At 70.5% G+C, this 25,848-nt stretch carries 24 protein-coding genes and 1 pseudogene; 11 read left to right on the forward strand and 14 right to left on the reverse strand.

The genetic code is table 11. The features are described from left to right. Nucleotides 1-549: 549 nt before the first annotated feature. The 3 genes from mobF (at nt 550) to ABD371_RS33100 (ending at nt 3,037) form a co-directional block, all read left to right on the forward strand. The gene (gene mobF / locus ABD371_RS33090) at nt 550-2,319 is read left to right on the forward strand and encodes a MobF family relaxase (protein ID WP_344485556.1); all 1,770 of its coding nucleotides are present in this window, start codon (nt 550-552) and stop codon (nt 2,317-2,319) included. Next, nucleotides 2,316-2,705 (forward strand): hypothetical protein, encoded by a 390-nt coding sequence (locus tag ABD371_RS33095; protein WP_344485486.1) that lies wholly within the window; start codon nt 2,316-2,318, stop codon nt 2,703-2,705. The genes mobF and ABD371_RS33095 overlap by 4 nt, the downstream gene beginning before the upstream one ends. 146 nt (nt 2,706-2,851) lie before the next feature. Then, nucleotides 2,852-3,037 carry a hypothetical protein gene (locus ABD371_RS33100; RefSeq protein WP_344485489.1) on the forward strand — a complete coding sequence of 62 codons (186 nt, stop codon included), beginning with the start codon at nt 2,852-2,854 and terminating at the stop codon, nt 3,035-3,037. A gap of 513 nt (nt 3,038-3,550) precedes the next feature. Here the strand turns inward: ABD371_RS33100 and ABD371_RS33105 are convergent. Both ABD371_RS33105 and ABD371_RS33110 read right to left on the reverse strand, forming a co-directional pair. Then, nucleotides 3,551-3,952, reverse strand: a pseudogene (locus tag ABD371_RS33105) (transposase); the annotation flags it as partial. A 218-nt stretch (nt 3,953-4,170) separates the two neighbouring features. After that, complete coding sequence (locus tag ABD371_RS33110) at nt 4,171-6,099, reverse strand: NACHT domain-containing protein (RefSeq protein WP_344485491.1); 1,929 nt, start codon at nt 6,097-6,099, stop codon at nt 4,171-4,173. A gap of 402 nt (nt 6,100-6,501) precedes the next feature. On the opposite strand from ABD371_RS33110, the gene ABD371_RS33115 reads away from it, so the two are divergent. The 7 genes from ABD371_RS33115 (at nt 6,502) to ABD371_RS33145 (ending at nt 13,067) form a co-directional block, all read left to right on the forward strand. Beyond that, nucleotides 6,502-7,983, forward strand: a complete 1,482-nt coding sequence (locus tag ABD371_RS33115) for a replication-relaxation family protein (RefSeq protein ID WP_344485494.1) — start codon at nt 6,502-6,504, stop codon at nt 7,981-7,983. A gap of 160 nt (nt 7,984-8,143) precedes the next feature. Continuing rightward, nucleotides 8,144-8,611: a hypothetical protein gene (locus ABD371_RS33120; protein ID WP_344485497.1), complete on the forward strand. Its 468-nt coding sequence runs from the start codon at nt 8,144-8,146 to the stop codon at nt 8,609-8,611. A 159-nt stretch (nt 8,612-8,770) separates the two neighbouring features. Beyond that, complete coding sequence (locus ABD371_RS33125) at nt 8,771-9,181, forward strand: DUF6415 family natural product biosynthesis protein (RefSeq protein ID WP_344485499.1); 411 nt, start codon at nt 8,771-8,773, stop codon at nt 9,179-9,181. A gap of 202 nt (nt 9,182-9,383) precedes the next feature. Beyond that, nucleotides 9,384-9,929, forward strand: a complete 546-nt coding sequence (locus ABD371_RS33130; protein WP_344485502.1) for a hypothetical protein — start codon at nt 9,384-9,386, stop codon at nt 9,927-9,929. Next, nucleotides 9,926-10,888, forward strand: a complete 963-nt coding sequence (locus ABD371_RS33135; protein WP_344485505.1) for a hypothetical protein — start codon at nt 9,926-9,928, stop codon at nt 10,886-10,888. The genes ABD371_RS33130 and ABD371_RS33135 overlap by 4 nt, the downstream gene beginning before the upstream one ends. Nucleotides 10,889-11,257: 369 nt before the next feature. Further along, on the forward strand, nt 11,258-11,701 hold the full coding sequence (locus ABD371_RS33140; RefSeq protein ID WP_344485508.1) for a hypothetical protein: 444 nt from the start codon (nt 11,258-11,260) through the stop codon (nt 11,699-11,701). Nucleotides 11,702-12,554: 853 nt separating this feature from the next. Continuing rightward, nucleotides 12,555-13,067: a single stranded DNA-binding domain-containing protein gene (locus ABD371_RS33145; protein WP_344485511.1), complete on the forward strand. Its 513-nt coding sequence runs from the start codon at nt 12,555-12,557 to the stop codon at nt 13,065-13,067. 50 nt (nt 13,068-13,117) lie between these two features. Here ABD371_RS33145 and ABD371_RS33150 read toward each other — a convergent pair whose 3' ends face one another. The 7 genes from ABD371_RS33150 to ABD371_RS33180 form a co-directional block, all read right to left on the reverse strand. Beyond that, nucleotides 13,118-13,423, reverse strand: coding sequence for a helicase associated domain-containing protein (locus ABD371_RS33150; protein WP_344485514.1), 306 nt, complete (start codon nt 13,421-13,423; stop codon nt 13,118-13,120). A 623-nt stretch (nt 13,424-14,046) separates the two neighbouring features. Next, a complete protein-coding gene (locus ABD371_RS33155; RefSeq protein ID WP_344485517.1) occupies nt 14,047-14,289 on the reverse strand; it encodes a hypothetical protein in 243 nt (80 codons plus the stop codon). A 1-nt stretch (nt 14,290) separates the two neighbouring features. Beyond that, nucleotides 14,291-14,596 (reverse strand): hypothetical protein, encoded by a 306-nt coding sequence (locus ABD371_RS33160; protein ID WP_344485520.1) that lies wholly within the window; start codon nt 14,594-14,596, stop codon nt 14,291-14,293. Next, the gene (locus ABD371_RS33165) at nt 14,593-15,168 is read right to left on the reverse strand and encodes a DUF6262 family protein (protein ID WP_344485523.1); all 576 of its coding nucleotides are present in this window, start codon (nt 15,166-15,168) and stop codon (nt 14,593-14,595) included. Before ABD371_RS33165 ends, ABD371_RS33160 begins: the two co-directional genes overlap by 4 nt. Continuing rightward, on the reverse strand, nt 15,165-17,780 hold the full coding sequence (locus ABD371_RS33170) for a tyrosine-type recombinase/integrase (RefSeq protein WP_344485526.1): 2,616 nt from the start codon (nt 17,778-17,780) through the stop codon (nt 15,165-15,167). The genes ABD371_RS33165 and ABD371_RS33170 overlap by 4 nt, the downstream gene beginning before the upstream one ends. Next, on the reverse strand, nt 17,777-18,841 hold the full coding sequence (locus ABD371_RS33175; protein ID WP_344485529.1) for a tyrosine-type recombinase/integrase: 1,065 nt from the start codon (nt 18,839-18,841) through the stop codon (nt 17,777-17,779). The genes ABD371_RS33170 and ABD371_RS33175 overlap by 4 nt, the downstream gene beginning before the upstream one ends. A gap of 200 nt (nt 18,842-19,041) precedes the next feature. Next, nucleotides 19,042-19,554 carry a hypothetical protein gene (locus tag ABD371_RS33180; protein WP_344485532.1) on the reverse strand — a complete coding sequence of 171 codons (513 nt, stop codon included), beginning with the start codon at nt 19,552-19,554 and terminating at the stop codon, nt 19,042-19,044. Between the two features lie 520 nt (nt 19,555-20,074). Here ABD371_RS33180 and ABD371_RS33185 point away from each other — a divergent pair. Continuing rightward, complete coding sequence (locus tag ABD371_RS33185) at nt 20,075-20,257, forward strand: hypothetical protein (protein ID WP_344485535.1); 183 nt, start codon at nt 20,075-20,077, stop codon at nt 20,255-20,257. Between the two features lie 96 nt (nt 20,258-20,353). Here the strand turns inward: ABD371_RS33185 and ABD371_RS33190 are convergent, their stop codons facing one another. From ABD371_RS33190 to ABD371_RS33210, 5 genes are read right to left on the reverse strand one after another with little or no spacing between them, the layout of a single operon-like run. Further along, the gene (locus ABD371_RS33190) at nt 20,354-20,908 is read right to left on the reverse strand and encodes a hypothetical protein (RefSeq protein ID WP_344485538.1); all 555 of its coding nucleotides are present in this window, start codon (nt 20,906-20,908) and stop codon (nt 20,354-20,356) included. 50 nt (nt 20,909-20,958) lie between these two features. Continuing rightward, nucleotides 20,959-23,820 (reverse strand): DEAD/DEAH box helicase, encoded by a 2,862-nt coding sequence (locus tag ABD371_RS33195; RefSeq protein WP_344485541.1) that lies wholly within the window; start codon nt 23,818-23,820, stop codon nt 20,959-20,961. A 37-nt stretch (nt 23,821-23,857) separates the two neighbouring features. Then, entirely contained in the window at nt 23,858-24,274 is a 417-nt protein-coding gene (locus ABD371_RS33200; protein ID WP_344485544.1) for a hypothetical protein, read from the reverse strand. Nucleotides 24,275-24,283: 9 nt separating this feature from the next. Continuing rightward, nucleotides 24,284-24,547, reverse strand: coding sequence for a hypothetical protein (locus tag ABD371_RS33205; RefSeq protein ID WP_344485547.1), 264 nt, complete (start codon nt 24,545-24,547; stop codon nt 24,284-24,286). Then, nucleotides 24,544-25,299 (reverse strand): hypothetical protein, encoded by a 756-nt coding sequence (locus tag ABD371_RS33210; RefSeq protein ID WP_344485550.1) that lies wholly within the window; start codon nt 25,297-25,299, stop codon nt 24,544-24,546. The genes ABD371_RS33205 and ABD371_RS33210 overlap by 4 nt, the downstream gene beginning before the upstream one ends. Nucleotides 25,300-25,848: the final 549 nt, after the last annotated feature.

The raw sequence follows: 25,848 nt of genomic DNA on the forward strand, positions 1-25,848 counted from the left end.
TGGTGGTCGGGTGGGGGAGCGGTGCGCTGCTGCGTGCTGGATACCAGTGGTGGTGTTCCCTGGCCCTACCCGGCGTCTTTGAGGCCGGTGGGGTGTGGGTGGTGGTTGGCGCGCAGTATTCGCACGGTCGGGGTCAGCTCTCGTCGCGGGCGTTCATGAGGTCCCAGAACTGCTGCGCGCGGGTCATGTCGTTGGCGCAGGGGGCGCAGGGGGGGTGTCGATGCGTGTCGGGTAGGCGGACTGGTTTGACCTGACCACAGTGGTGATCCGCTCAGTGAGGGGGCGGTGGCACAGCGGGCAGAGGTCTCCGTGGAGCTGTTCTGTGTTCATGCGGCGCACTGTGCACAGGTCGGCGGCTTACCGTCGCGGGCCGATACGGCGGCCCGTCTGACGGGCGCTCCGGTAAAGGTTCGGTGATGGCCTCCCGCCCGGCGGGAAGCACCCGGGATCGGCCTCTTCCGCAGGTCAACTCCGGTGTTCCATGGGCCCGTGATCAGTAAATCGGATGTCCGCCCAGGGGACGGGTGGCGCTACCTGTTCCGCGGCGTGATGGTCGGCGACGGCCACCGCCCCGCAGGTAAGGCGCTGCGCGCCGCCCAGAACGAAGCCGGTGTCCCGCCCGGGATCTGGAGGGGCGGGGGACTGGCCGCGGTGGGCCTTGCGGCCGGGGACGTGGTGACCGAGCGGCAGGCCGAGCTGCTCCTGGGCGACGGCCGGCACCCGGACGCGGACCGGATCGAGGCCGAGCGCCTTCAGGCGGGCGACGATCCGGCGAAGGCCCGGCGGGCGACCGTGCTGGGCAGGCCCATCGAGCACAACCGCTCACCCAAGACGGAGAAGGCCAAGGAGCGCATCCCCTGGCTGGGCATGGACCTCACGTTCCGGCCGCCGCCGACGGCACACATCGCGTGGGCGCTGATGGATGACGGGATCCGTCGGGTGCTGGAGGAGTGCCAGGACATCTCCGTGGCCAGGACGCTGAAGTGGCTGGGGGAGTCGGTCGCGGAGATCCGCTGGAAGGCCGGCGGGAAGCAGCGCGCCCCGGTGAAGGACGGGCTGATCGTCGCGGTGTTCCGGCACTACGAATCGAGGGCCGCCGAGTCGAGGCCACTTCTCCACGATCACGCGGTGGTGTCGATCCGGGCCCGGCGGCGGCACGACGGGAAGTGGGGCAATCTGTCGGCGGACTCGCTGATGACCCACATCGTCGCCGCCGACACCCTTTACCTCCTCTATTTCATGGAGGAGGTGTCCGCCCGGCTCGGGTGGGCGTGGGAGCCGCGCGAGGTGACTCCGGGGCGGCGTCCCGTCATGGAGATCGCGGGTGTCGACCGGCGGCTCATCGGCTGGCAGTCGACGCGTCGTCAGCAGATCGAGGACGCCCTGTCCGTCCTCACCGCCGAGTACGTCCAGGAGCACGGGCACGAGCCGGGGGAGAAGGCCGGCTACGGGCTGGGCTGCCGGGCTGCCGACCGGACCCGCCCGCCCAAGCGCACCGAGCTCCGGTCGCTGTCCGAGCTCCGCGAGCGATGGCGGAACTCGGCGATCCGGGCCTTCGGCGCCGATGTCGTGGACCGGCTCGCGGAACGGGCGCGGGCGGCGGCCGCCGCGGTCTGGGCGCGGGTACGGCCGATGGTCGACGTCGCCCTGGCGGCCGTCGACGTCGTGGCCATGGTGTACGTGATGCGCGGCGCCTTCAAGCGCCACCATCTCCTCGCCGAGGCCCGCCGTCACCTTTCCTACGTCCTGCGCGGCCGCCCGCACGAACCCGGCCTGGACGAACGAATCGTGCAGACCGTCATCGACGACTACACCCGCCCCGTCGGCCGGGGCCTGATGATGACCGCCGACCTGAACGCCCTGTACCCGCACGACACCGAGGACCAGGCCGTGCTGCGGCCGCTGACCCGCAACCGGACACTGCCCCTCTACGCGCGGGCCCGCCTTGCCGCCCGCGTGCTGGAAGCCCGGGTTCACGCGGTGCGCCGCTCGGAGCGACTGGGCTCCCGTGCCCGCCCGCACACCGTCGCCGCGCCCGCCGTCCCGAGGTCCGGCCCGCGCCCCTCGCGCCCGGACCGGAAGACTGGCCGCGCCCAGGAGCAGCAGCAGGGGCCGGATGTCGCCGCGCTGGAGCAGACCCGCACCACGATCGAGGCCGTCGCCCAGATGGCCGCCAGGCTCCAGAACGGCGTCCGGGAGCGCGCCGCCGCCCACCGCCACCGGCCGCACCCCGCCCCGCAGGCGCCCGCGCCGTCACACACCCCGCCGCCTGGCGCGCAGCCCACGCCGGGCCGCACCCCCACCGGAGGACCCGCATGACCACACCGGACAACCCCGAGAACCCCGAGAACCGCAGGACTCCGGAGGCTCCGGAGATCCCGGGGCTCGAGGACGCCCTCGCCCGGGCCCGCGCAGCCCACAAGAAGATGACCACCGCGCTCGACGAGAACCCAGAGCCCGAACTCGATCAGGACCCGGGGTGGCAGCCGGTGTGGAAGCGCCCCCGGAAGCACAAATCGAAGGCTGCGCAGAAGCAGGAGCTGCGCAAGCAGCGACGGCGGCTCCAGGACGCCGCCAAGCGCCGCCTCGCCGCCGGGAACACGCGCCGGCCCCGCCCCCGGCAGAACCGGATCGGCAACGCGGCCGCACGCCGCGACGCCCGCGCCTTGTCCCGGGTGCGCCACTCCAGCGCCTGGCTGTGGTGACGATGCCGGGCATCGTCCACCGAGTGGGCCCCACTCTGGTGCGCCGGATGACGATGGACACCACCGCACCGGGGTGGTGGCGCGCTATCGTCTGCAAGTAGCCGTGTTCTGTGGTTAGTTCGACGTGTATGGACCTGCGAGGGATCATGCTTGCTCAGAACGGTATAGCCGGTTTCGAAGTCGTGATCCTGGTCATGCTCGGCCCTGCGTTCGGGATTGTCCTCGCTGTGTTGATCGCGCGTGAACGGTGCACCCCGCAGCAGTGGCTCTTGTGGTACCTCGGTTTGTTTGCCCTTATGCTCGGCGTCATCGCGCTCTTTGGCCTCACCTAGGCAGGGCCGGCAGAGCCGAGCCGTCGTGGCCGAACACGGTGCCGTGGACCGCACCGCCGGTGCCCACCGGCAGGGGCCGAGGCAGCATCCGACGACGATGGCTGGGCCCTGTCCCGGCTGCCCCACTCCAGCGTCTGGCTGTGGTGACGATGCCGGGCATCGTCCACCGAGTGGAATCCACGATGTTCAGTATCCAGTGGACGATGCCCGGCACCGGATGCAGAACATCGAATGGATTCCACCAGGTGGAAGCCACTCCGGGGTGCACCGGCTGACGCTGGAATCCACTCCCGCGCGCATCACGATGCTCCGCACGACACCCGGCGCGCCTCCCGACGATGCCCGGCACGCGCGCCACGATGTCGGGCATCCGATGCGCCGCGCGCCGGACCACCGCCCCACCGCACCGGGCGCACGGCGCGCGGTGGCGGGCTCTCTATCACAGCCCCCTTGACCACGATCTGATCGGTGGCCGGGACCGGCGCTGTCAAGACATCTCAGGGGGCTATGAAGTCAAGCCGCCTGCTCGGCTGGAGGTGGCAGGATCGGTGTGAAGGCGTGCTGTTCGTCGAACGGCTGTCGGGTCTTGAGGCAGTGGTGGAGCTGGCCGAGGAAGCGGTTCAGCAAGTGCCTCTGTGCGGCGGCGTGCCAGTCGCCGTGCTCGCGTCGGCGCCGGTAGTGCGCGTTCGCTCCTGGCGAGGCGGTGAGGGCGGCGAAGGCCCAGAGGAAGCCGGCATTGATGAGGCGGTTGTTCTTGACGAACCGGCGGCCGACGAATCGCTTCTTGCCGGAAGCCCTGGTGATGGGGGCGGATCCGGCGTATGACTTCAACGCTCTGGCGTCGGCGAACCGTGACCGGTCGTCGCCCAGCTCGGCGAGGACGCGGGCGCCGAGCATGGGCCCCAAGCCGGGGAAACGCGCGGCCGCCCGGACCTGGACAAGGGGTGGCTGAGTTCCCGGCCGGAGCCGGACAAGGGGGCAGGCCGCCGGTGCGCGCGATCCGAGCAGCGGGCATCGCGTGCGGTGCGGAACATCGGACGCTCGACATCGTGGCGTGCACGAGAGTGCCGGAGATCGTCAGTCGGTGCGCATGATCCGGAAGGCGGGCATCGCGTGGTGAGCCAAGGGCTGTGTCAGGGCAGGCGGGGCGGCGGAACTGGGTTGCGGCGGAGCCAGTGCTGGAGTTCCCGGTGGCGGTACTGGTACCCCGCCCCGCTGTACCGCAGCAGCCCAGCGCCTACTGCCCAGTCCAGGAAGCGTGCCAGCCGGAAGGGCAGGCGCCCCAGCGAGCACACCAGAAACAACAGATATCTGCGTGAAGCCGTGCTGGCCGTTATCACCACCGTGAGCCCGATGATGAGCCCGGCCGTCAGCCCGAACGTGAGCCCGGCTGCGCTCCCGGCCAGGATCCCGATGATGAGCCCGATGATGAGCCCAGCCACGATCCCGGTTGTGATTCCCAGGAGGGCGTCGCTTCTCATGGCCGCCCGCGCTCCCCGGTTCGCGCCCGGCTCACCCACTGTCACGGACGAAATCCCGATGGTGAGCCCGGCCACGATCCCGGCCATGATCCCGGCCGGTGTGCCGGTTGTGGTGCCGATGATGGTCCCGGCTGCGAGCCCGGACACGATCCGGCGCTTGGCCCCAGCCTGCCGGAACGGGTTGGTCCAGTGCTTGGGCGCCCCGGGCTCCCTGAGGACAAACGCCCCCGCCGCCACGGCCATGCCCACAATGGGGGCAGTCGCCTCCTGAGGGGGCGGAGCGAGGGACAGCAGGCCGCTGAGCACCGCGAAGCCGGTGAGAAGGGCGTCGGTCGCTTTCACACGCACGCGTCCGGCGAGGAGCCACAGTTCGTGCAGGAGCAGGTCGGTTCCTTCCGGTCCGTGTCCCCCCGGGACCGCTCCGGGTGGACCGCCTGCCGTGCCGACCGGGTCGAGATGGACGGCCAGACGGTGCAACCACCGGTGGATCTGTTCGGCCGTGTACCGGTTCGGGTTGGGTGCGGTGCGGACGGCGGCGGGGATGTAGCGGGCGAGGAGATGTTCGTCGACCGCCCTGGTGTCGGGCAGCGCGAGGAGGTCGCCCGGGTCGCCTTCGCGGTGGTAGACGGTCGCGGTGAGGCCGAGCCTCCACGGCGTCGACAGCACTCCGGCCAGCACCCCGGTGGGTTCGGCAGCAAGATGGTCGGTCAACGGCTGCCACCGGAGTTCGTCGAGCGCACGGCCGGCCAGGTACTCCCCGGCGTCGGTGACACCGACAGGCGCGACTTCGATCCGGGCCGCGTCCACCACTGCCGCCTGCGGATGAAGCACGTCGTAGTGTGCGGTGCGGCAGGTCAGGATCAGCGGCCCGGCCTCCCGCCCCCGGTGGTACGCGTTCAGCGCCTCCACCACCGCAGTGGCCCGCGGCGCCGCCGGGTCCGGTATCCCGCCGGGGCCCGGCGCGTCCATCTCGTCGAGGCCGTCCAGGACCGGCAGCACCAAGCCGTGCCGGACCAGCCCCTCCGCCATGCCCCGCGGCCAGTCGTACGCCTCCACCAGCCGCTCCACCAGCAGTTCGGGCAAGGCATGCCGTTCGGTGTCCCACCGCGACAGCGGAACCCGCACCGGCACCGGATCCGCCTCCCCACGCCCCTCGACCAACGCCAGCAGGAGTTCCAGCGCCAACACCGTCTTCCCGGCCCCTCCGGCGCCGGTGATCACCAGACGGTCCGGCCGGGTCTGCCGGTAGTAGGCGGCGATCTCCGGCAGCGCCGGCCCTCCGGGGCCGTCCACGAACAACCGCCCCGCGCCCGGCGCCACAGCCGGGCGCGCCCCGGCGGGGTGGAGACGGTAGACGAGGTTGATGCGCCGGGTGTCATCCCCCAGCAACTGCCGCCGCACCGCGCCCTCCCCGGTCTCCACCTGCTTCGCCAGCGTGCCGGCCCAGCCCCGGGCGAGCGCGACGTCCGCGAACGCGGCGGTATTGGCCTGCGACTGCTTCCGCAACGCCACCACCGCCACCAACCCCGCCACCACCGCCAAACCGACCGCAGCCAGCCCCGCCGTATCGGAAGCCTTCAACCCGCCATGACTCAGCTGCCGCCCCACATACCCGGCACACGCCAACGCCACCAGCACACACACCACACACATCAGCAGCCACACACGCCCCTGGCGGCGCCCTCCGAGTCCCGTCACAACTCGACCCTGTACCACCCGCCGTCCACTGCGCAGCCGGTTTCCGCCTCCCGTGACCACACGGATAAAACTGCCCGCCCGCGCTGGCCAGCCAAGAATCAACACAGCTTCGGGCCAACTGGCTTCGAGCCAGCGTTGGTCACCTACGAATCAGTGCCACATCGGTTGGTCACGATGCGGTGACGGTGGAAGGGTTTCCCGGGGCCGGTGTCACACGGAGCCCGACTTTCGCACCTGTAGGAGGTGAATGGCGGGATGGGCCCGCCCCACTCTTCAGGAGCGCCTGTGGGCACTACAGATGGCCCCGAGTATCCCCTTGACCGCACCGGGGAGGCCCCCTCCACGAGCCCCTCCGTCGTTCCCTCCGCGCCGCGCGCTCAGCGGCCGGGTGTTTCCTCAGGTCAGACCCGGCGGACAGGGGGGCGTCGCAGCGTCGACATCCCTCATGTAGATGTAGCGAGGCGTCCTGAGCACCGGAGGACTTCTACCGAGCCCCGACGCCAGGAGATCCTGCAAGCACTCGGGATCTTCCAGCGGGCCACGCCCGACCAGCTCTGGAAGCTGACCCGCCCCGGCAACCGGCACGACAAGCTCGTACGGGACAACCTCCTGGATCTGGAGGACCACCAGCTGGTGCGGATCGAGTCGGTGCGGGAGGACCAGCGGCAGGTGTGGGTGCTGACCAAGCGCGGCCACGTCGAGGCGAAGCGGCTGCTGGAACCGAAGGGCATACGGGTCTCCGCACTGCGCAAGCAGGAGTACAACCCGGACACGGGGAAGCTGCTCGGTGCCGCCTACGACGACCACGCCGCCGCGGTCACCTCGACCGCCGCCGAACTCCACCAAGCCGGGGTCGGCCACCGGCTCGGCTTCCAGACGGAGATCGGACACCGGCTCCCAGACGGCTACGTGCAACGGGCGGACCTGGTGGTGCGGGCACCGGAGGCCGGGGTGCCGGTGCTGCTGCTGGAGATCGACCGCCGCACCGAGGACGCCCACGAACTGGTGGCCAAGCTGCGCCGGTACTGGGAGTGGGGCTGGCTGCTCCCGAAGGACGCGGACAAGCGCACCGTCGACCTGGTCCGCTCGCGGCCGGACGCGATCGAGGAGGTCGTCGGCCACGAGGAGCGGCTGTGGCGCCGGGTCTATCCGCCGACCGGCCGGGAGGGCCTGGTGCCGCTCGGGTTCGTGTTCGCGGACACCACCACCGCGAAGGTCGACAACACCATCGCGGTGCTGGAGGAGTACGGCCGCCGCTACTGGGCGCCGCGCCGGTACGACTCCCTCTACGAGAACGCGGTCACCGCGCGGGACTACAGCCAGGCGGTGCCCGTCGTCGTCACCACCCTGGAGCAGCTCCAGGAGCACGGCGCGGACGCGGCGGTGTGGCGACGCCTCGGGCGGACCGGTCAGCAGACGCTGACGGAGGCGCTCACCAACCCCGATGGCCACGCTCTCTACCGCGCCCAGGAGGCCCGCGCCCACGCGCAGGACCAGGAGCACCGCGCCGCACGGCGGGAGGCGCAGCGCCCGGTCTGTACGCGGTGCGGGCACAAGTTCACCGACGAGCGCTGGGAGGCCACCACCGCGCGCGGCGGAGCCTGGACGGCCGGGGACCTGACCGTGTGCGGCACCTGCCACACCGACGACATCGCCCGCCAGGAGACTGCTGCCGAAGCCGCCCGCCTCCAGGCCGCCACGCCGCCGGAGCCGGAGGACGGCCCCGAGCCGGACCGGGGCCGCGGCTGGTTCCGCCGGCGGACCTGACCCGGGCAAGCCCGAAGGGAGCCTGAACAAGCCACGCCGCCCGCCGGGCCGGGCGCGACCGCCCGCCCGGCGGGACGGCTCGTGAAGTCGGGGCACCGCCGTACGGGAGAGATGCAGCCGGGCTCGGCCGTACGCCGGTCCCAGGCCCTAGACAGGGCTCATGAGACGCAGCAGAGAAGAGACCGCGCCCCAGGATCTGGCGGGCGACCTGTGGCACGCGCTGGTCCAGCTTCAGCACACCCATCCCGACCCGGTGGGCCGTGTCGGGCCGCTCGCCCGCCCCGCCGGGCTGCTGTCCTTCACCACGGCCGCCGACACCATCCTCGCGGCCCGGGTGCAGCTGACCGGCGCGGAGACGATGCACGAAGTGAACGAGACGCTCCGCGCGATGACCGGCCATCTTCCCCACGCCCACTTCACCGGCCCCGGCGTCGCCCTGGAGCTCACGCTTGGCAGACGGCAGGAGCTCCCGGTCCACGCGGCGCACACCGCCGGCCTCACCCGGCTCTTCCGACACGCCGCCGGCACCATCAGGGCCCGCACCACACCGGGGGGCGGCCGGTGCTTCCACTGCGACGGGACCGGACGGGCCCGCCCGCTGTGGGAACCGGCGGCCGGGCACGCCTGACCGGAGGCCCTGGACAAGCCGTCCTCGAACGGTGGGCTTGCCCGGCCCGCCCCCGCGTGCTGAGGTGGTGCCCGCGCGGCCGGACGTCCCGGCCGGGCGTGCGCCCCAGCGGTGACCGCCGGTCACCCGCACGAGACGCTCCCGGCAGTGAGGCCCGCCATGCACACCAGCACTCACACCGTCCTGCACGACCCCGACGGACTGATCGAGGCAGAACTCCCGCTCGACCGCGAACCGTACGAGTGCCTCGTCAAGGCCGTCCTCGCCTGGACCGGCGAGGACACGCTCGCCGTACGCGACTACGAGCAAATCGGCCTCCAGCTCACCGGCCACGCCCGCGCCGTCGCCTCCGATGTACGGCGCCGCGCCGACCAACTGCCCAAGAGCAGCGGGCCCCGGGCGCTCGCCGACGTCGTCCTGCGCGAGGCAGAAGGCCGGTTGTCCGTGACGGTGGAAGGCACGGTGCGCTGTGTCCAGAACCGCGCCCGCCTGGTCCGATCCCTCTATGAACGGCTGGACCGCCTGGTGGCCGCGCTCGCTCCTGAGCGGGAGGCACCGACCGTTGGCTGACCCCCACTCCGCCCTCGCCGTAAAGCCCCTGGCCAGGCATCGGTACACGGACGTGATCGGCAAGGTTTCGGCCACCGTAGGCGATTACCTGGCGAGTGCCGGACCGCTGCGGATACGGTCGATCGATTTTCCGGCTGGAGATTTCCGCCGGCGGGGAAGTATCCGGTCGGCATGTCGTCGCATCGCGGGTGGGGGTGGTTCGGTGGGCAGCACCGAACAGCAGATCGAGGAGCAGCTGGCGCAGCTGCAGCAGAAGGTCGGCGCTTGCCGTGCCGAGGTCCTGAAGCACGACGTCGACGACGACCGGTTCGCGGTGGAGTACGCCCGGCTCGTGAACTCCATCAGCAAGCTGGTGGAGTTCGAGAAGACGATTCCGGAGCGTCTGGCCGAACCCGAGCGCAGACGCAGTGAGCGCATCGTGATGTGGTCCTGGCGCGGCCAGGCGGCCATCGGCGCCGTGCTGATCGCGCTCGTCTTCGTCCTCGACCGCTCGGCCTGGTGGCTGGTCCTGCTGGTCCCGCACTTCGCGGGCACGGTGGCCGGCTGCTTCCAGAAGGTCGGCGTCGAACAGCACAGTGACCGCCGCTTCGGAGCCGTCGCACTGCACGTGGTCGCGCTTCTGATGGCCCTCATCAGCCTGAGCGTGATCAGCCGGTGGTTCATCATCGCCGCGGTCTTGGGCTGGATGCTTGTCGCCGGGGCCACGGTGGACAGCACGGACGCCGACCCGAAGGAGGCGCGACGGTGAGCGACGACTACGGTCACCAGGTCCGCCGTCTGGAGAGCCGGACCGGCGGGATGGAACACGAGCTGTACTCGCTGCGCTCGAAGCTGGGGGAGGTCGAAGACCTCGACTACGAGCTGCGCAACATCCGCGGCGACATCCGCAGCGTCGAGGACGACCTCGGCACCGTCCGCAACGACCTCACCGAACTGGACGAGGACGTACGCGGCGACATCCGGGGCACCGAGCGGGCCCTCAAACGGCTGACCGGCCGGGTCCAGGCCCTCGAAGCGCACCTGCTCGCCGCGGGCGGCACTCCGCTCGCCGACCTCGACACCATCGACCCGGAGTGGAAGAAGCTGGCCAGGGCCGCCGGCCACGGCTGGAACGTACGCTCCGGCCTGCTTCCCGGACACCAGCGCGAGGCCCACCGCCTCAAGATCCGAGAGTACGAAGCAGCGGTCGAAGAGCGCGACGAGCACCGCGACAAGGTGGTGGAGGCCTCGGGCGTCCTGGCCAGCCAGCCGCGTACGTCCCGCGAATTCAAACAGGCCGCCATGGACTTTGGCAGGTCCCGTCCCCTTGCCGAGATCCACGATCAGCGGGCCAAGAAGCTGGCCGGCCCCGCCCAGACCGCGCAGGCGGCACTGGCCCAGGACGACTTTCTGCTGCAGGCGAAGGCGTCGCTGATCGAGCAGGGCGACAAGGCGGAGCGGGAGCTGAACCGGCTGCTGCGTGGCCGCCTGGCCGACGCGGTCCGCGACCGCGCCCTGCTGCCCATGTGGTTCGTGACCGTGCTCGGTCCCGTACCGCCGGCGCACAAGACCCAGGAGTGGATGGACCTCGCCACCCAGGTCCTGGCCTACCGGGTCACCTACGAGATCACCGACCAGGCCGTCGCGCTCGGACCTGCGCCCGACACGTACGTGCCGCGCCGCACCGAGTGGCACCGCGAACTCACCAAGGACCTACGCCGCTGGTAGCCCGCACGGTGACGCCTGCCCCCGCCTCAAGGCCCGTCTGCCCTGCCGCACAAGGGCCCGCCCGGGCGGCAGGACACACCTCTACACCCGCGTGATTCGCTCCTTGGCGGCCAGGCACCGTGAACGCCGTGGGCGTGCTGCCGCACACGCCGTCGATGTACCGGCACCTGTCCTCCCACCTCGCCCGGGCCCGCCGCGAGGGCCGCTTCCCTAACCTGATCGACACCCTGCGCGAAGTCCGCGCCCCCCCGGCCCTGGCCGGACGCGGGCGGGTTCCTGCGCGAGAGCCCCGACTGGTTCGGCCTCGACCTCACGAGCGGCCAGTCGCAGGCGCTCTACGTCGCCGCGGAGAAGGACACGCTCTGGCAGATGTTCACCACCTGGCTCGCCGAGTACGGCATCCCGGTCCTGGTGGTCCGCAGCTTCGCCTCCCAGACCGAGATCGGCCACCGGCTCGCGGACGGCTACGTGCAGCGGGCGGACCTGGTGGTGCGGGCGCCGGACGCCGGGGTGCCGGTCATCCTGCTGGAGATCGACCGCCGCAGCGAGGACGCGCAGGACCTGGTCGTCAAACTGTACTGGTACTGGGAGTGGGGCCGGCTGCTGCCGAAGGACGCGGACAAGCGCACCGTGGATCTGGTCCGATCCCGGCCAGACGCGATCGAGCATGTCGATTCAGGATGCCTGCCAGGCGGTGCCTCCGGGAATCCGCTCACCCGGGGACCTGCCGCTCAGCACCGTCCTCACCGGGACACAGCGCCCTCCCCAGGAACTCCTGGCAGATCTGCCCCACCACGACCTCACCGCTCCTGAGCAGCAACTCGTCCGGATGCTCACCCTCCTCGTCCGCGACGCCGGGGGATCCTCTCAACGCCATCTACGTCCTGATGCTCGTCACCTCGGTGATCAAGCTCTTCGACACCGAGCTGCCTCGCTGACCTGATGGCAGCGGGGCCGGAACAGATTGTCCTGTCCGGCCCCGCTGTTCACCTGCTGGAGCGGATGTAGGGCCCCGAACAAGGGTGCAATCGTTTCCGGCTGCTGGTGGTCTGGATAGGCGTCAGCGGGTGTGGAGCCAGATGCCGCCGTACGTGACTAGGGCTCCTCCGACGGCAGTTGCTGCGCCGCGGAGCAGGTAGAGGCCAGCCTCGTTGCGCATGCGTCGCGCGCGTGCCGCCCACCGCGAGGTGCTGGGGGGTTTCGGTGCTGGAGTCGGACCCGTACTCTCGGTCATGGACTTGCGCTTCTCCTTCGTCGGGGATGCTTGGTCTTCTGCAGACGGCTCCCTGCCCACCAGGGGGCCGTCGCTGTTTCCGGTGACGACACTGCCGTTGTCCACCCATTGAGACGGTGCTGCGTCCCGTAGTGCGGATGACATCAACGAAACCATCCCGAATGGCGCTCTGACCAGCGAAAACAGTGTTTGGCTCAAGAAAGTTCCTCTGTGCCTTCGCAAGGTGAATTATGTAGAAGTGGTGTCTTCCCAAGGCTTAATGAGCTCCCATCAGCTGATGGTGGTCTTTTCTTGCTGTTGATGGGTGTCATGCTTCGCCCAAGCTAGGCTGTGCAGGTTCAAGTTGGCTGTAGTGAGCGGGAGTTAGGTGTGCCCCAGATTCTGCGAATGCCGAGTGAGGATGATCTTCCGCGCGGACCCAGGAGGGCCTTCGTGAGCGAGCTGTTCACCTACTTCCGCGCAGCAGGACGCCCTTCACCGGCCAGCATCGCGGCAGCCGCCTCTCAATTGCCTCAACCCGCCCGCGTAACGGTGAGCCGTGAAACGGTCCGCAGGCTCCTCAAAGGCGAGGCCACCAGCACATGGCCCAAGGTGAAAGCGGTACACCAAGTTCTCTGCCAGATGGCCGACCACGACCCGACATGGAGGAGATTCTCCGACTCCTCCGAGTACGACGAGGACAACGACACCCGCACCCTTCGCGAGTACATCCGCGATCTGTGGAATGACGCTGTTGACGGCGTTGAGATGGATCACGGCTCCTCTCAGCCAGCGCCGGTTCCCCAGCCGACATCGCCGCCCGCCCCGGCAGGGAGCTGGGGGAGCGGTGCACCCTCAGGGGGGTGGGACGCTTCGCAGCAGCCCCTGGATGATCCCTGGGCCACCCAAGCACCACAGAAGAAGACCAGCAGTCCACAGTCATATAGCGACGAACCGCCCTTCTGAGTACGGGCGCCCCGGTGTGCTCGGCATCCGTGCGGCCGGGACCGCTGTGCCTACGCCCATCGCATGCCGATCTTGTACAGCTGCTCCACCCGTTCTGGCGTGAGCGTCGCGGCCCGGCTGCCGCTGGTTCCCGACCCACGCGCCGAGTCGGAGCTCATGCTCCTCCTGGTCTTCGCCGACGGTGATCTGTTCGAGTGCTTTCTCGGCACGCGGAGGTGGCCCTCGCGCTGGTAGTACTGCTTGGCGGCCTGGTGGTTGAGTGGCCATTTGTCGGCGTGTGTACGGCGCGGTGGGGGCTTCTCGTCCTCGGTCGCGGGGGTGATGCCGAGGACGTGTTCGCACATCCACTGCTGCACCGCCGTCAGCTTGTCCCAGCAGGGCCCGGGCCGGACGGAGCGGACCCACCGGCCGAGTTCCTCGCCCTGGTGCAGGACGACGCCGGGTTCGGCTGGCAGCGGGCGGCCGGCCTCTCGGTGGAGGCGGGCGAGGTGGAAGGCGTGCTGCTATTCCACGGGCCAGGCCGGGCAACCAGGACGGGTCGATGTCCTTCAGCTGCTCCCGCCGTGCATCCGACAGTGCCCCGGCCGCCGACTCCACGGGCAGGCCCTCGGCACGCCGCTGTCGTCGGGCGTAGAAGTGCCGGTTGTCGGCGATCCACTGCCCCAGCGGGAACCGGGCGAGGGAGGCTGGTCGGGGCTGGGCAGGGCTTCAGCCACTTCGGCCGCCCTGCAACGCAGGTGCGACGCCACCGTGCAACATGAGTGCAACGTGCCCGGCGTTTCATGCCTGACCTGCGGGTATGTCCGCAGCAAGCCGGGGCGGTCCGCGCGTTGTACCCGGCGTTGCAGGGTCTCGCGAACATTCCGGGGCCGGACAGCCGGCCTGCCGACAGCACGCGGCCCCGGGCCCTGTCGACGGGCCCGGGGGCCGCGTACGGCGGCGGGGGAGCACCTGCGTCGCTTGTACGGTGCCCGCGGGTTCAGGCGGGCGAGGGCGCGGGTGCGGGTGCCGGAGGCGGGGCCGCGAGCGGGGAGCGCCGGCCGTTCTCCACCGTGCGGAGCTGGTCCCAGTCGATGTCGGGGTGGGCGGGGACGATCGCGTCGACGGAGGCGGTGGTGTAGAGGGGGATGTCGACGGCTCCGGCCCGGCTGGTGCCGAAGCGGGCCTCGACCGACTGCGGGGAGCGGATCCAGCCGAGCCGGACCATGTGGGCGAAGTCCACTTTACCGAGTCTCGGAGTGTCCGGAACGGTGATGACCTGGGCTGATGCGTGGCGTAGGTGTCCGTGACGTGAGGGTGTCCCGTGTCGGTTGGCCTGCGAGGGCTGCTTCGAGGGTGTCGGCGTGAAAGCACAGCGCTGCGCTGAAGGCTTCACTGGCGGGGTGGAGGCCGAAGTGGGCGGCGAGGGCTTCCTCGACGGTCTCGTCGCATTCGTCGAGGAACTGCTCGACTTCGCGCAGCAGCGTGACCAGGGACTGGGCCTGCTGAGCATCGAGAACGACGGGGCCCGGGGCGGGTTGGAGCGTCATGGCTGGTCCTGTTCGAGGAGTTGGACTTCGAGGTCGGCGATGCGCTTGTCGGCGAAGCGGAGGTTGGAGCGGGCGCCTTCCAGGCGTTCCTGGAGGGCCCGGTGTTCCTTGGTCACCTGATGGACCTGGCGCTTGAGGGTGGTGTTCTCCGTGACGAGCTGCTGGACGGACTCGCCGGGGACCATCTGGTCGAAGTCCCGCAGGTGTCCCAGCAGTTCTCCGATGCGGCGCCGCTGCGCGAGGATTTCGTTCTGGCAGCGGGTCAGTTCTTCCTCGGCGTTGAGTGCCCGCTCTCGCCACGTCGCTTCAATGCGGTCGTGCTCGTCCTGGACGGCCCGGTCATGACGGCTCTTGCTGTCGTGAACGGCGGTGTGGACGAGTGCGCGGGCCTCGGTGTTCTCGTAGAGGAATGTGGTGGAGACACCGGCGCGCTGGGCGATGGAGCGGACGGTGAGCCGGCCGCGCTCGCGGCGGAGCTGGCCGATGGCCTTGCCGACGCGGTCGAGCTTGTCGAGGGTCTGGCGACGGCGGGCGGCCGTAGCGGCTGCGGTCTGGCCCTCGGCCGAGGTCATGATGCTGCCGTCATGCCGTCTGCTTCCTCGTGGGAGTCGTGGTCGCCCTCGTGGCGAGCGAGCTCGTTGGCCCGGAAGGCGGTGGACCAGACCCTCCCGAAGTAGTCCTGCGGCCGACGGAGGTCGAGGTCGAGGGCGTCTTCGAGGAGGCCGACTGCGGACAGCGCCTTCTCCAGTCCGTCGATCGCGCGGGCCGTGGGCTCGAACACCTGGTGAAGGTATTCGGTGGTTGCCTCGTCGGGAGCGCGTTCGGCGAGCGCGCGCCACTGTTCCCGCTTGCGCTGCCAGTAGACGAGGTCGGCCCCGGACAGGACGAACTTGTCGCAGTTGTGGCAATCCATGTTCCAGGGGCAGGTGTTGCCGTCGACGACGGGCTGGAAGGTGCAGAAGCCGCCTTCGGCTGGGGTGGATCTGCGGGTGAGATCGATGACGAGGGCCTCGGCCTGCTCGCGTGTCATCGGCTCGCTGCCCGACAGGAGTAGACCTGGCTGGGATGATCCGGGTCCGGCGACCCAGACGGCGTTGAGTGCGTCCGTCAGGCGGGGGTCGGTGTTGGCGATATGGGTGTAGTGCTCGGCCATCTTCTCGGAGACCTGTCCGAGGTAGCGCTTGATGTGGCTGAGGTTGGCGCCGTTGCGCAGGAGGTTGGTGGCCAGAGTGTGGCGGGCCTGGTGGGGGACATAGGCGCCGAGGTCGAGGCCGTCCATCCAGGAGCGGAAACAGCGGCCGAACCAGGCATGCGTCACGCTTTTCCGCCCGCTGGTGTTGGCCGAGCGCCGGGGAAACAAGGCGAGCTCGCGCCGTTCCTGGCTGGTGGGCTGGCGGCCGTTCTGCTGGACGAAGCGGGTGATGGTCTTGGCCTGCCGGTGCTCGATCTTCTCGAAGAGCCGCTCGGGGATGCGGATGGCCTCGTCGTAGTTGCCGACCTTGGTCTGGTCATGCCAGAAGAGCGGGATCTTGTTGAGGCGGCTGATGCAGTCCAGACGGACGCTGGAGACCTCGCTGCCGCGGCGGCCGGTGAAGACGAGCGCCTCCCAGATGTCGCGGAGCCCGCGGTCGTCGACGTCATGCTCTTCCAGCAGCTGCAGGTTGTCCTCGGCGGCCAGGGCGCGTGCGACGTTGTCGGGGAAGGGGCGCCGGCGGCCCGACTTCGCGGTGGAGTACGGAATGGCGATGAGGAATTCTCGGGCAAGACCGAGGCGTTCGGATTCACCGCACTCCATCGCGGCCCGCAAGATCTGGCGGGCGCCCGAGAAAGTCGCAGCCACCGTGCTCTTGGTCACCGGGGTCTGCTCGAACCGCGAGCCGTTCAGATGCAGGCCCAGGGACCGCAGCCTGTGCGCGGCGCGGTGCCGCTGGTCGGCCACGAACGCGGTGGCATGGTCCTTGGTCAGCAGGGTGGGGGTATGGCCTCCATCCGGTGCCTGTGTCTCCAGGAAGGCGCTGAGCTCGACGCATCCCCGTCTCGGAATGGTGAGTGTGCTGATGGCGCGTGGCGGGTTGGCGGTCAGCCGGGCGTCCAGGAAGTCCCAGAGGAGATCACGCAGCCAGCGCTGAGTGACGGCGGACAGGTCAACGACCGCACCGCGGTGGCGGATGCGGACGCCGTAGAGCTCGGTGTCGATGAAGCCGGCGTCCTTGGTGTCCGCGCTCGTGAAGTAGACGTGCCGCAGGTAGCCGAGCATGACCTTGACGATGTGCCCGGTGTGCCCGCGTCCCTGGGCGAAGTCGAAGTCGGCGAGCGAGTCGACGTTCTGCTCGCGGCATTCGTCGGCCACGTGCTGGATCCAGGCAACAGGCCAGCCCCGGCTCTCGTCCGGATGCTGTGTGTAGCGGAACATCGCCCACTTGATCTCGGTCTTCACCAGCGGGCGCAGGCCCAGTAGGGACAGCTTCCCGTTCATCCATGTCACCGGACGCGTGCGGGTGCACCACGCCGTGAAGGCAGCCTTGTCGGCGTAGGTGATGACGGGGTGCTGCCCGTGCTCCAGGTGCCGGGGCGCCCAGTCCGGCGGAAGTTCGGCGCCGCCGGGCTTGCCCGCTTTCACGTAGCGGTAGCGGTGGTGACGGCAGAGGCCGAGTGAGTGATCCGCGGTCAAGGGGCAAGCCAGCACCTGGCACTTCCCGAAGCCGGAGAAGGGCTTCTGAGTGGCCAGCCAGACCTGAAAGTCGGCCTCTTTGCCCCGGCCGCGGCGGAGTTTGCGGTAGCCGAGCCAGCGTTGCGTGTGCAGGTAGCACATGCTGTCCTGGCCCTTGGCCGGCAGATCCGGGCAGAGCCGGCACGGGGGCGGGGCCAGCAACTTCACTGAGGTCAGGGGCTCGGCGGTGCTCAGGAAGTCACCGATGTGCCCGCCGTCCTTCTGCCAGGACTGCCACTGCTCGTCGTGAACGGAACAGAACCGTGCTTTGCCTGACGACTTCGCCCGACCGCAGTCCGGGACGCGGCACGACCAGCCGTAGACCGGGTGGTCGTGCGGGAGGCTGATGATGTCCGGCCGGAACAGCGGATCGAAGTCGGGTGCGTGGATCAGGGCCTGGAGCATCTCAAGCCGGTCGGTGACCGTGCGAGTGGCGTGAGGACTGCTGACCGCGGCCAGCGCGAGGGTAGTCATTCCTGTTCACCCCAGACCGTGCACAGGGCATGGACGAACTCCGGCGAGTGCTGGTCGGGATGGCCATAGACCTCGTCGACGGTCTGCACCGATGCCCAGTTGCCCGCCTCCTTGGCGACGTACGGGTCGTTGCCGGAAGCGTCGAGGACGTCATTGGTGAACTGGTGCCGGAACGCATGCGGCTTGATCCTTCCCGGCAGCTCTGCCCGGCGGCCGGCCCGGCGGAGCATCCCGCGGGCGGCGTCGGCGGTCCAGGGCTCGCCCCGGCGCGGTCCGGCGAGCTGGATCATGAGCATGCCGTGGCCGGTGGCGTACTGCCGGTACTCCGTCGTCATGTACTGGAAGTAGCTGCTGATCATCGCCGGGCTGACGCGGTAGATCTCGCCGCCCCGGATCACCCCGCCGACCAGCCACCAGTCCGGCTTGATCTTCGCCGCTGCCCGATTCGCGTTGCCCCACCGGTGGCAGACGTGCACATGCGGGCTCGTGCACTCGTCGCACCCCGCGTTCTCGCGTAGATGCAGGTCCACCAGGTGCAAGCCCGTCAGACCGCCGATGCGCAGACTGGAGTCGGACAGCCAGGTGACCACCATCGTGTCACGGGCGGTGTTCACGACCTCCAGCAGCTCCGGCCGTGCCCCGTCGGGGAGCATCTTGGGATGCCTGCGACGCACGCGGTGTCGGGGAGCCAGCGGATTCTTCGGCACCGAGGTCATCACATGCCCCAGGAGAGCCCGGTCCCGGTCCGCCTGAGTGGGCAACACCCGCACATCCAGGGACACTCGAAGCTCAGGGTTCACGCCGCGGCTGCACTGGTGCAGGTAGAAGCCCTTCAGACACGATGCCGCGATCTGCAGAGCTGACGCACCGTAGGGACGCTTCGGCGGCGTACGCCACGGCTCGCCGAACGGCATCGCGACCCGCGCCCCGACCGCCCCCATGTAGCGGAACAGATCCCGGATCGACACTGCCTCGGTCGCCAGCGATTCACGCACCCGCCACCGCAGATGGTCGACCAGGAAGTACGCGTACGTCTTCTGCGTGCCCCGCCCGTCGTACACGCGAAGGAAGCTGTCAGCCTCCTCAACCACCGACCCGTCCGGCCAGACGATCGTGTACGACCACCCTCCGCCGGCCCGCCTCATCGGCTGTACTCGGAGGTCCCCCAGAACCATCCCGCTTCGCACCGGCCCCCCTCATCCCCACGACCATCACACGACGAAGAGGCTTGCCAGACTCGGTAAATGTGAACGCATCGCCGTCAAAAGCCACCTGAATGGACGTACAGATCACTCACTGAGCAGTCGGTAAAGTCCACGCGGCGTACGCGGAGTCTGGCTGCGGCCTGTTCGGGGCCGAGGGGGGTGTCGGCGGCGACCAGGTCCGCGAGGTCCTCGCGGCGGCAGACGTCCGCGACCTGGCCGGGGTGGAGCAGTGATCCGCCGTCCGGGTTCGCGGCCAGTTCGGCGAGCAGGCCGCGGTCGGTGAACCGCCGCACGACGAACGCCGTCACGAAGGCACGCAGGCCGGAGACGTTGGGGGTGCCGAGCGCGTCGGCGATCCGGTCCGCCGCCGCGCTCGCGCTGATGGGCGGGGCGGTCATTGCCGCCCGGATGGCGCCGGCGTCCATCGCCTCCACCACGGCCCGGGACCACCGGGACGGCGGGACGTCCGGGGCGGGGACGAGGCCGGTGTGCAGGGCCCACCGGAATGCTGTCGCGGGCACCTTCAGGCGTTTGGCTGCCTGGCCTGCGTCGTACTCGGTCCGTCGCATGAGACCGCCTCTCGCTCGTTCGCCTGGAACAGTCGGGACAGAGCATATGAAAACTCTCAATATTCCCTACTATTGGGCAATTTGGATGCACGCTGCCAGGACTGCGCCCGCCTGCGCGAAGGAGAATCACCCGGCCGGGTGCCGCTCCGCGCCGACCGGACGGCCTTGGTGGCACTCGCAGGGGGGAGACCGTCCCTTTGGTGCCGGGCGGCACGTTCCCAGCTGCGCCGGGCCGCTTCGCCGGGGCGGGGCGCAGACACCCCTTGGGCCGCTCTGCTCATGTCCCCTGTCTGGAGTGAAGGAGCACGGGACGGGCGGGAGGAGCGGGATGGGCGTTCGGCCACGGCCGGGGATCTGGGCGCTCGGGCGGTTGCGCGGCGTCCGGACCCGCCGCGCCGCACCCGCCGTCGGCCCGGAGGCCGGGCCGGGACGAAAGTCGCCGGTACTGCAGTGCTGTCCTCCTGGCGGTGAGTCCCACCAGGGGGTGAGGCGGGAGACTCCCGCCGGATGGAGGTCTGGTGTGACCGTTCGTTTCGTGGGCGGCCCGCTTGCCGGGCGGGTGCTGGAGACCACCGACGCTCCGTGGTTCGGCGGCTGGTTCACGGTCGGCGACACTGCGGGCCTGTATGTCCCGGTGCACCACGACGCGGTGACCGGTGTCGTCCTGGCTGAGGTCCGGGTCACCGTCCCCCGCCGCTGGTAGCGGCCTGCCCTGCTGCCGCCATGCCGCGCGGTGATGTACGAGACCCCGGGCCTTCGGCACCGGGGTCTCGCGGGGTGGGGGAGCGGTCAGAGGTTCTCAGCTCGGTGTGAAGGGCTCTACCGTCACGGTTCCGTCGTCGGTGACCGCGGCTCGTTCGGCGAGCTGTGCGAGGAGCCGTTCAGGGCTGATGCCGTAGCGTGCGCACAGGCCCCGGATGCGGCGGCCGGTGGCGGCGTCGAGCCGGAGGTCGATGTCGAGTTCGTGGACGGCGTCCCGCCGCCGCTGCTCGTCCTCCTGGGCCCGGGTGATGATGCCCTGCCGCCAGTTCTCGTAGGCGGCCGCACGCCGGCTGCCCGTCTCGTCCCGCGCGGACTGGTAGGTCTCCCAGCCTTCCGCTCGCATCAGGGTGAGGACACGGCGCCACTCGCTCACCCTCGCCGCGCAGTCGGCCGCGTCGACCTCCGGGTCGGGCAGGAACGACGGCCGCCCCGGCGACGGCCGCCGCACTTCGGCCTCGGCCTCCGCCGCGTACCCCTCGGCCTCCGCGAGCGTCGCCTCGACCTCGGCCACGCTCATCCCCTCGGCGCGCAGACACACACCGAGCCGCGCCCGGACCGTGTCCCCCTCCTCAAGCCACAGGCTGCTCTCCACCACTTTCTCCTCCACTCGAATCCCGTTGCCGTCTGCCCGCGTTCCGGGGTCTACGCCGCCCACGCCATGCCCAGCGCGGCGAGGGCGGCGAGCTGCTCCGCGGTGAGCTTGTCCCGCCGGCTCTTGGTGTTCGAGAGCCACACCCCCAGCTTCACGGGCACCGGCTCCGCCTCGCCGTCGACCGTGATCTCCACGACCGTGCCGCGCGGGACGGGCCGCTGCCCCTCCCTCTCCACCCACACCGCCAAAGCGGCAAGGCCGCGCTGGAACGCCGCCTCGGCCTTGCTTCCCGGCTTCTTCGGGTCCTTGAGGGCGGCGGCCAGCGCCGGACGGAGCTCCGCCGGGGCGACGGCCGCCGTGGGGAGGTCGGGGCCGTGTACGCCCAGCGCCTCCAGGCGCTCGCGCTGCTCGGGAAGGAGCTGCGCCCACGTGCCCGGTTCTTGCTGCCGCCACCTCCACGTGCCGATGTCGTCGCCGTCGAACGTGACGCCGGGCTGGATGTGGGGGAGGTGGCCGTCGGCGTCGACGAGGTCGGCGAGCACCCGGTAGTGGCGCTGCCAGCTCAGCGGCCACGGGCAGTCCCAGTCCGGGTCGAGCGCCGCCAGCTGCTCCGCCCGCTCCGCCGCGCGCGCCGGGTTCTTCCCGAGGCCGCCCTTCCTGCGGAGGTTGGCCATGTGCTGTCCGATGGGCACCATCGCCTCGCCCTCGCCCCAGACCGCGTCCTGGCGCGGCGCGAGGTGCCCGGTCGCCCGCCGGAACGACCGCAGGGCGGCCAGCTTCGCCTCCCACGCCTCTTCGCCCGGTTCCCAGAGCATCCCGGCCTCCGGCGCGTCCAGCAGGGTCTTGCGCCGGTCCTCCAGCTCCCCGGCCCGCAGCGCCTTGCGCTGCTGGTGCACCCACCGCCCGAGGGGGAAGTCCTTCGTGACGCCGACCTCGACCTCGGTGTCGTACGGGACGGCGTGGACGCCGGTGATCTCGTTCTCCGCGCGCCAGCGCAGCAGGGCCTGGTAGCCCTCCAGCCACACCAGGGACTCCGGCCGGTAGACCCGGGTGCGCAGGAACGCCGCGATGGTCGCCACGTCGCGCGGGCTGGAGAAGTGCAGCAGCGCGGACTCGGCGGCGGCGTCGGTGTCGTCGCCCGGCTCCTGGTCCTCGCCGTCGCTCTCGCCGCCGGTCCCGACGATCCGCCCGTCCTCGTCACGCTTGATGTGGACCTTGCGCTTGCCGCTCGTGAGCGCGCGGGAGGCGAGCTGCTCGACCAGGCGCTCATCGTGGCTGCGCAGGCCCTGGAGGACCGCTACGAGAGGCTTGAAGCTCGCGGAGGCCACCATGTCGGTGGGGTCCTCGTTCGGCTCCAGGAAGACCGGCACGATGATCCTGGCCACCTTCGTGCTGCCGTCCTTGTTGAGCCGGAGCGCCCGGCCGATGTTCTGTACGATCTCCACCTGCGAGCCGCGGGTGTCCGCGAAGCAGACCGCCTCCACGCCGCGCTCCCCGGTGATGTCGACGCCTTCCCCGAGGACGCGCACCGAGGCGAGGAAGGCGCGGTGCACCCGGCGCCCGGCGGCGTTGATGCCGCCTGCGAACTGGCGGATCTTCTCGCGCCGCTCGGCGACGGTGTGGTCGCCGCACAGCCAGGCCGACCACACCCGGTCCGGGGGGACGTGGCGGCCGGCTTCCAGCTCGTAGAATTCCGCGTCGATCGAGGACTTCGGCAGCTTGTCCGCGGCGGCCAGGTCCTCATCGGAGGCGTCGTTGACGTACAGCTCGGCTGCCGTCTCCGGGAGCTTGTCCGCGAACGCGGCGGCTTCCTCCACCCTCTGGTGGAACGTCATGACCGTACGCAGGTTCCAGGCGGCGGCGTGCTCCAGAAGTGCGGTCTGCAACAGGGCCAGGCGCCGGCCGCGCCGCGCCTCTTCGGTCTCGCCGATGACGGGGGAGGGATCGCGGATCTCCAGGACGTCGATCTCGAACCCGGCGAGGATCTCGCGCTCGATCGCCTCGGACAGTCCGAGCTCCGCGAGCCACGCGCCGTACGTTCCGTCCGGGTCGTCGGCCATGGTTGCGATCTCCGCCTCCTGGCCGTCCGCGCCCTTCTGCGGGCGGGCTGCGGCGAGGATGCGCGGCGTGGCGGTGAGGTAGAGCCGGAAGTCGGCGGGGATCCGCTGGTTGTCGTGGATCGCGGCCCACGGACGGCCGAGATCACCGGCGGTTCCGTGGGCCTCGTCCACGATGGCGAGGTCGAAGGCGTCCATGCGCTGGCCGTAGAGCCGGTCCCCGCCCGCCAGAGCGGCTTCCAGTGGCCCGCGAACCTTCCTCCGCCCGGGAACCGACTGGTCCAGGTCCGCGATACGCACGCCTTCCGGCAGCCACCGGTTCGGCCTTTCACGACGCTCACGCTCCTCGGGCGTCAGAGCCGCCAGCCGCTGCTCGCGCTCGGTTTTCGATTCGGGCCGAGACCCGCCCCAGGCGCTCTCGGGCGGGGGCGGCTGGTTCGGGTCGTCCCGGTCCACGAGGGAGGCGTATGTGGCGAACACGACGACCGGCCCGGACCCCGCCCACAGGGCGAGCTGGATCGGATTCGTGGTGGTGCGCACACCCAACTCGTTCAGCACCGAGTCGTTCTCCAGCGAGCACACCGCGACCATCGGCGCCCGATGACCGACCAGGTGCCACGCCTGGGCCGTCTGCGCGAGCAGGTCCAGGGTCGGCACGGTGACGAGGATCCGGCCGTCCGCGAACGATTCCAGCGCGCACGCGGCGGCCATGATCGTCTTGCCGGAGCCGGTCGCGGACACGATGGTGCCCCGGGCACCCTGCGGCGGCACAGGTGATCTTGCAGGGAATCCCACCCATCTGCGAAACGCGGACCGCTGATCCATCTGGTGTTCCTTGAGCGGAATCAGTGACATTTCCTTTGCTCCCCTGAGCCTGAATTCCTGTGGTCTTTCAGGTGGCAGTGTGCGGAATGCAGGCCGCACCGAGGTCGTTCCAGATCGACGCGCCGGCCTTGTGCCAGCCGCCGGGCTTTCCGTCCTTGAAGGGCGGCACGTTGTCCGGGTCGTAGTGACCGGCATCGAGCGTGCAGACCACGACGTCCCCGTCCGCGTTCCGTGTCCGCGCGGTGCACAGACCGCTGGTCTCGCCCAGCGCCTCCAGCACCCGGCGCCGCGCCGTGGTGTGCGGGTGCGTGCCGGGCAGCACGGTCTGCCGGACGTACGTCTCCAGCCGCTCCGGGTCGGCCCGTTCACGCTGCCGCGCGTACGCGATATGTACGGCCAGTTCAGCGGCCCCGGCCGACCGGCCGCCGCGCTGCGCCCACTCCCGGTCCGCGATGCCCGCGAGGGCCTCGCTCGCGGCCGTCACGCCGTCGTCTCAGCCGTCCGCGAACACCGCGCCCCGAGAGGCCGGCGCCATCCCGTCGAGCTCGACGACCTCGCTCTGCGCCCCGGCGACGGCCCCGGCCTCCAGCGCGGCCACCAGGCCGTCCGCCTCGGCAGCGGGCACGCCCTGTGCTTCCAGGAGTGCGAACAGCCGCAGCCGGGCGTTGGTGCCCGCCGTCCGGTACTGGTTCATCCGGCGTACGGGGTCCTCGCTCAGCTTCCCGGCGACCGCGGGGACGTCCTGGCACCCGTTCACCGCTCGCTCCCCGGGCGCGTGACAGCCAGGCCGTGGTGGTCCAGGTAAGCCAGGAGGAACAGGGCCAGGGCCCGGCCGGGGTCGCTGGCGTGCGTGATCCCGGGCGGCTCGCTGGTCCAGCCGAACGTGGCCTGATGGGGCTGAGGGCGTACGCGGCCGGTGTGCGGATCGGGGAAGACGACGGCGCGGGTGAAGAAGTCGTCCAGGAGGCCCAGCAGGTCCGCCTCCGGGTTCTCCGGCTCACGGCCCACCACGCTCGTCCGGGCCGCCTCCAGGATCGTGGTCAGGTACCGCCGGCGCGCGTCCTCCCGCTGCCGCTGCTCGCTGGACGGGCTCTCCTCGACCACCTCCACCACCCGGTACAGGCCCCCGCCCCCGTACAGGCCGCCGGGCTTCTCCAGCGCCTCACGGGCCCTGGAGACCGCCTCCTCGACCGACCGCCCGCAGACGTAGTTCGTCACCGTGGAGGCACCCCGGTGCTCCGGATCCACGCGCTGCGCCACGATCCGGTAGCGGATCTCCCCCCGATCCAGCTCCACGGCCGCACCGCTCTCGCGCTCCTGCCGCTCCTGGTGCGCCCGATGCCAGCTGGCCACGTCCGGATCGTCCTCGGGGGAGTAGGTGGTCCACCCCGTGTTGCTCATCAGGTTCCAGATCCGCTTCAGCTCGTTCCGCCGGACCGCCGCCAGCCGATCCTCCGCGCTGAGGGGCCGCAGATGGTCCTTCCGGCTCTCCAGGCCACCAGCGGCCACCCAGAGCTCGCGAATCTGTTCCGCCGTCAGTCCGGTAACCTCACGGTGGATTTCCTTCCGCGCCTCAAAGCGCCTTTCGAAGCCCGATGGATTCAAATCATCCTCACTTCTCGCGCCCCGCCCACCTCGTTGGGGGGTGTCCTGTGTTTCCACCAAGACTACATGCTGCATCATCTTCGAGTACCCGCTACACTGAAACCCACACGAACGAGCGACCCCACCCCTCATAGTCAGCCCGAGGCCCGCGTCAGCGGGGCCCAACGGTTCTGGAGGCGCAGCCGGAAGGGCCGTCAGGCGGGGAAGCGCAGCGCCCCGCCGGGGGCGCCCTACGCTCCCCTCAACTCCCGCACCGCAGCCCCCACTAGCCCGCACCCATCCACCCGATCAGCCCCGGCCGTGCTCCGCACGGCCAGCCGAGCGCGCAGCGGCCGGCCCCACCTCCTCCCGAAGCGCAGCGAAGGGAGGAGCCCCCGCAACGCGGGGGCCAAAGGGAGCGCAGCGACCGCCTCCCCTTCCCAGCGCGCAGCGCTGGGGTACCCGCTCCGCGGG

Source organism: Streptomyces amakusaensis (assembly GCF_039532665.1).
Classification (GTDB): domain Bacteria; phylum Actinomycetota; class Actinomycetes; order Streptomycetales; family Streptomycetaceae; genus Streptomyces; species Streptomyces amakusaensis.

Bases quoted from the DNA above. Each gene is read 5' to 3' on its own strand.
- mobF (WP_344485556.1), top strand. From the start codon at position 550: ATGGTCGGCGACGGCCACCGCCCCGCAGGTAAGGCGCTGCGCGCCGCC.
- ABD371_RS33095 (WP_344485486.1), top strand. From the start codon at position 2,316: ATGACCACACCGGACAACCCCGAGAACCCCGAGAACCGCAGGACTCCG.
- ABD371_RS33100 (WP_344485489.1), top strand. From the start codon at position 2,852: ATGCTTGCTCAGAACGGTATAGCCGGTTTCGAAGTCGTGATCCTGGTC.
- ABD371_RS33120 (WP_344485497.1), top strand. From the start codon at position 8,144: ATGAGACGCAGCAGAGAAGAGACCGCGCCCCAGGATCTGGCGGGCGAC.
- ABD371_RS33125 (WP_344485499.1), top strand. From the start codon at position 8,771: ATGCACACCAGCACTCACACCGTCCTGCACGACCCCGACGGACTGATC.
- ABD371_RS33140 (WP_344485508.1), top strand. From the start codon at position 11,258: ATGTTCACCACCTGGCTCGCCGAGTACGGCATCCCGGTCCTGGTGGTC.
- ABD371_RS33160 (WP_344485520.1), bottom strand. From the start codon at position 14,596: ATGACGCTCCAACCCGCCCCGGGCCCCGTCGTTCTCGATGCTCAGCAG.
- ABD371_RS33165 (WP_344485523.1), bottom strand. From the start codon at position 15,168: ATGACCTCGGCCGAGGGCCAGACCGCAGCCGCTACGGCCGCCCGCCGT.
- ABD371_RS33170 (WP_344485526.1), bottom strand. From the start codon at position 17,780: ATGACTACCCTCGCGCTGGCCGCGGTCAGCAGTCCTCACGCCACTCGC.
- ABD371_RS33180 (WP_344485532.1), bottom strand. From the start codon at position 19,554: ATGCGACGGACCGAGTACGACGCAGGCCAGGCAGCCAAACGCCTGAAG.
- ABD371_RS33195 (WP_344485541.1), bottom strand. From the start codon at position 23,820: ATGTCACTGATTCCGCTCAAGGAACACCAGATGGATCAGCGGTCCGCG.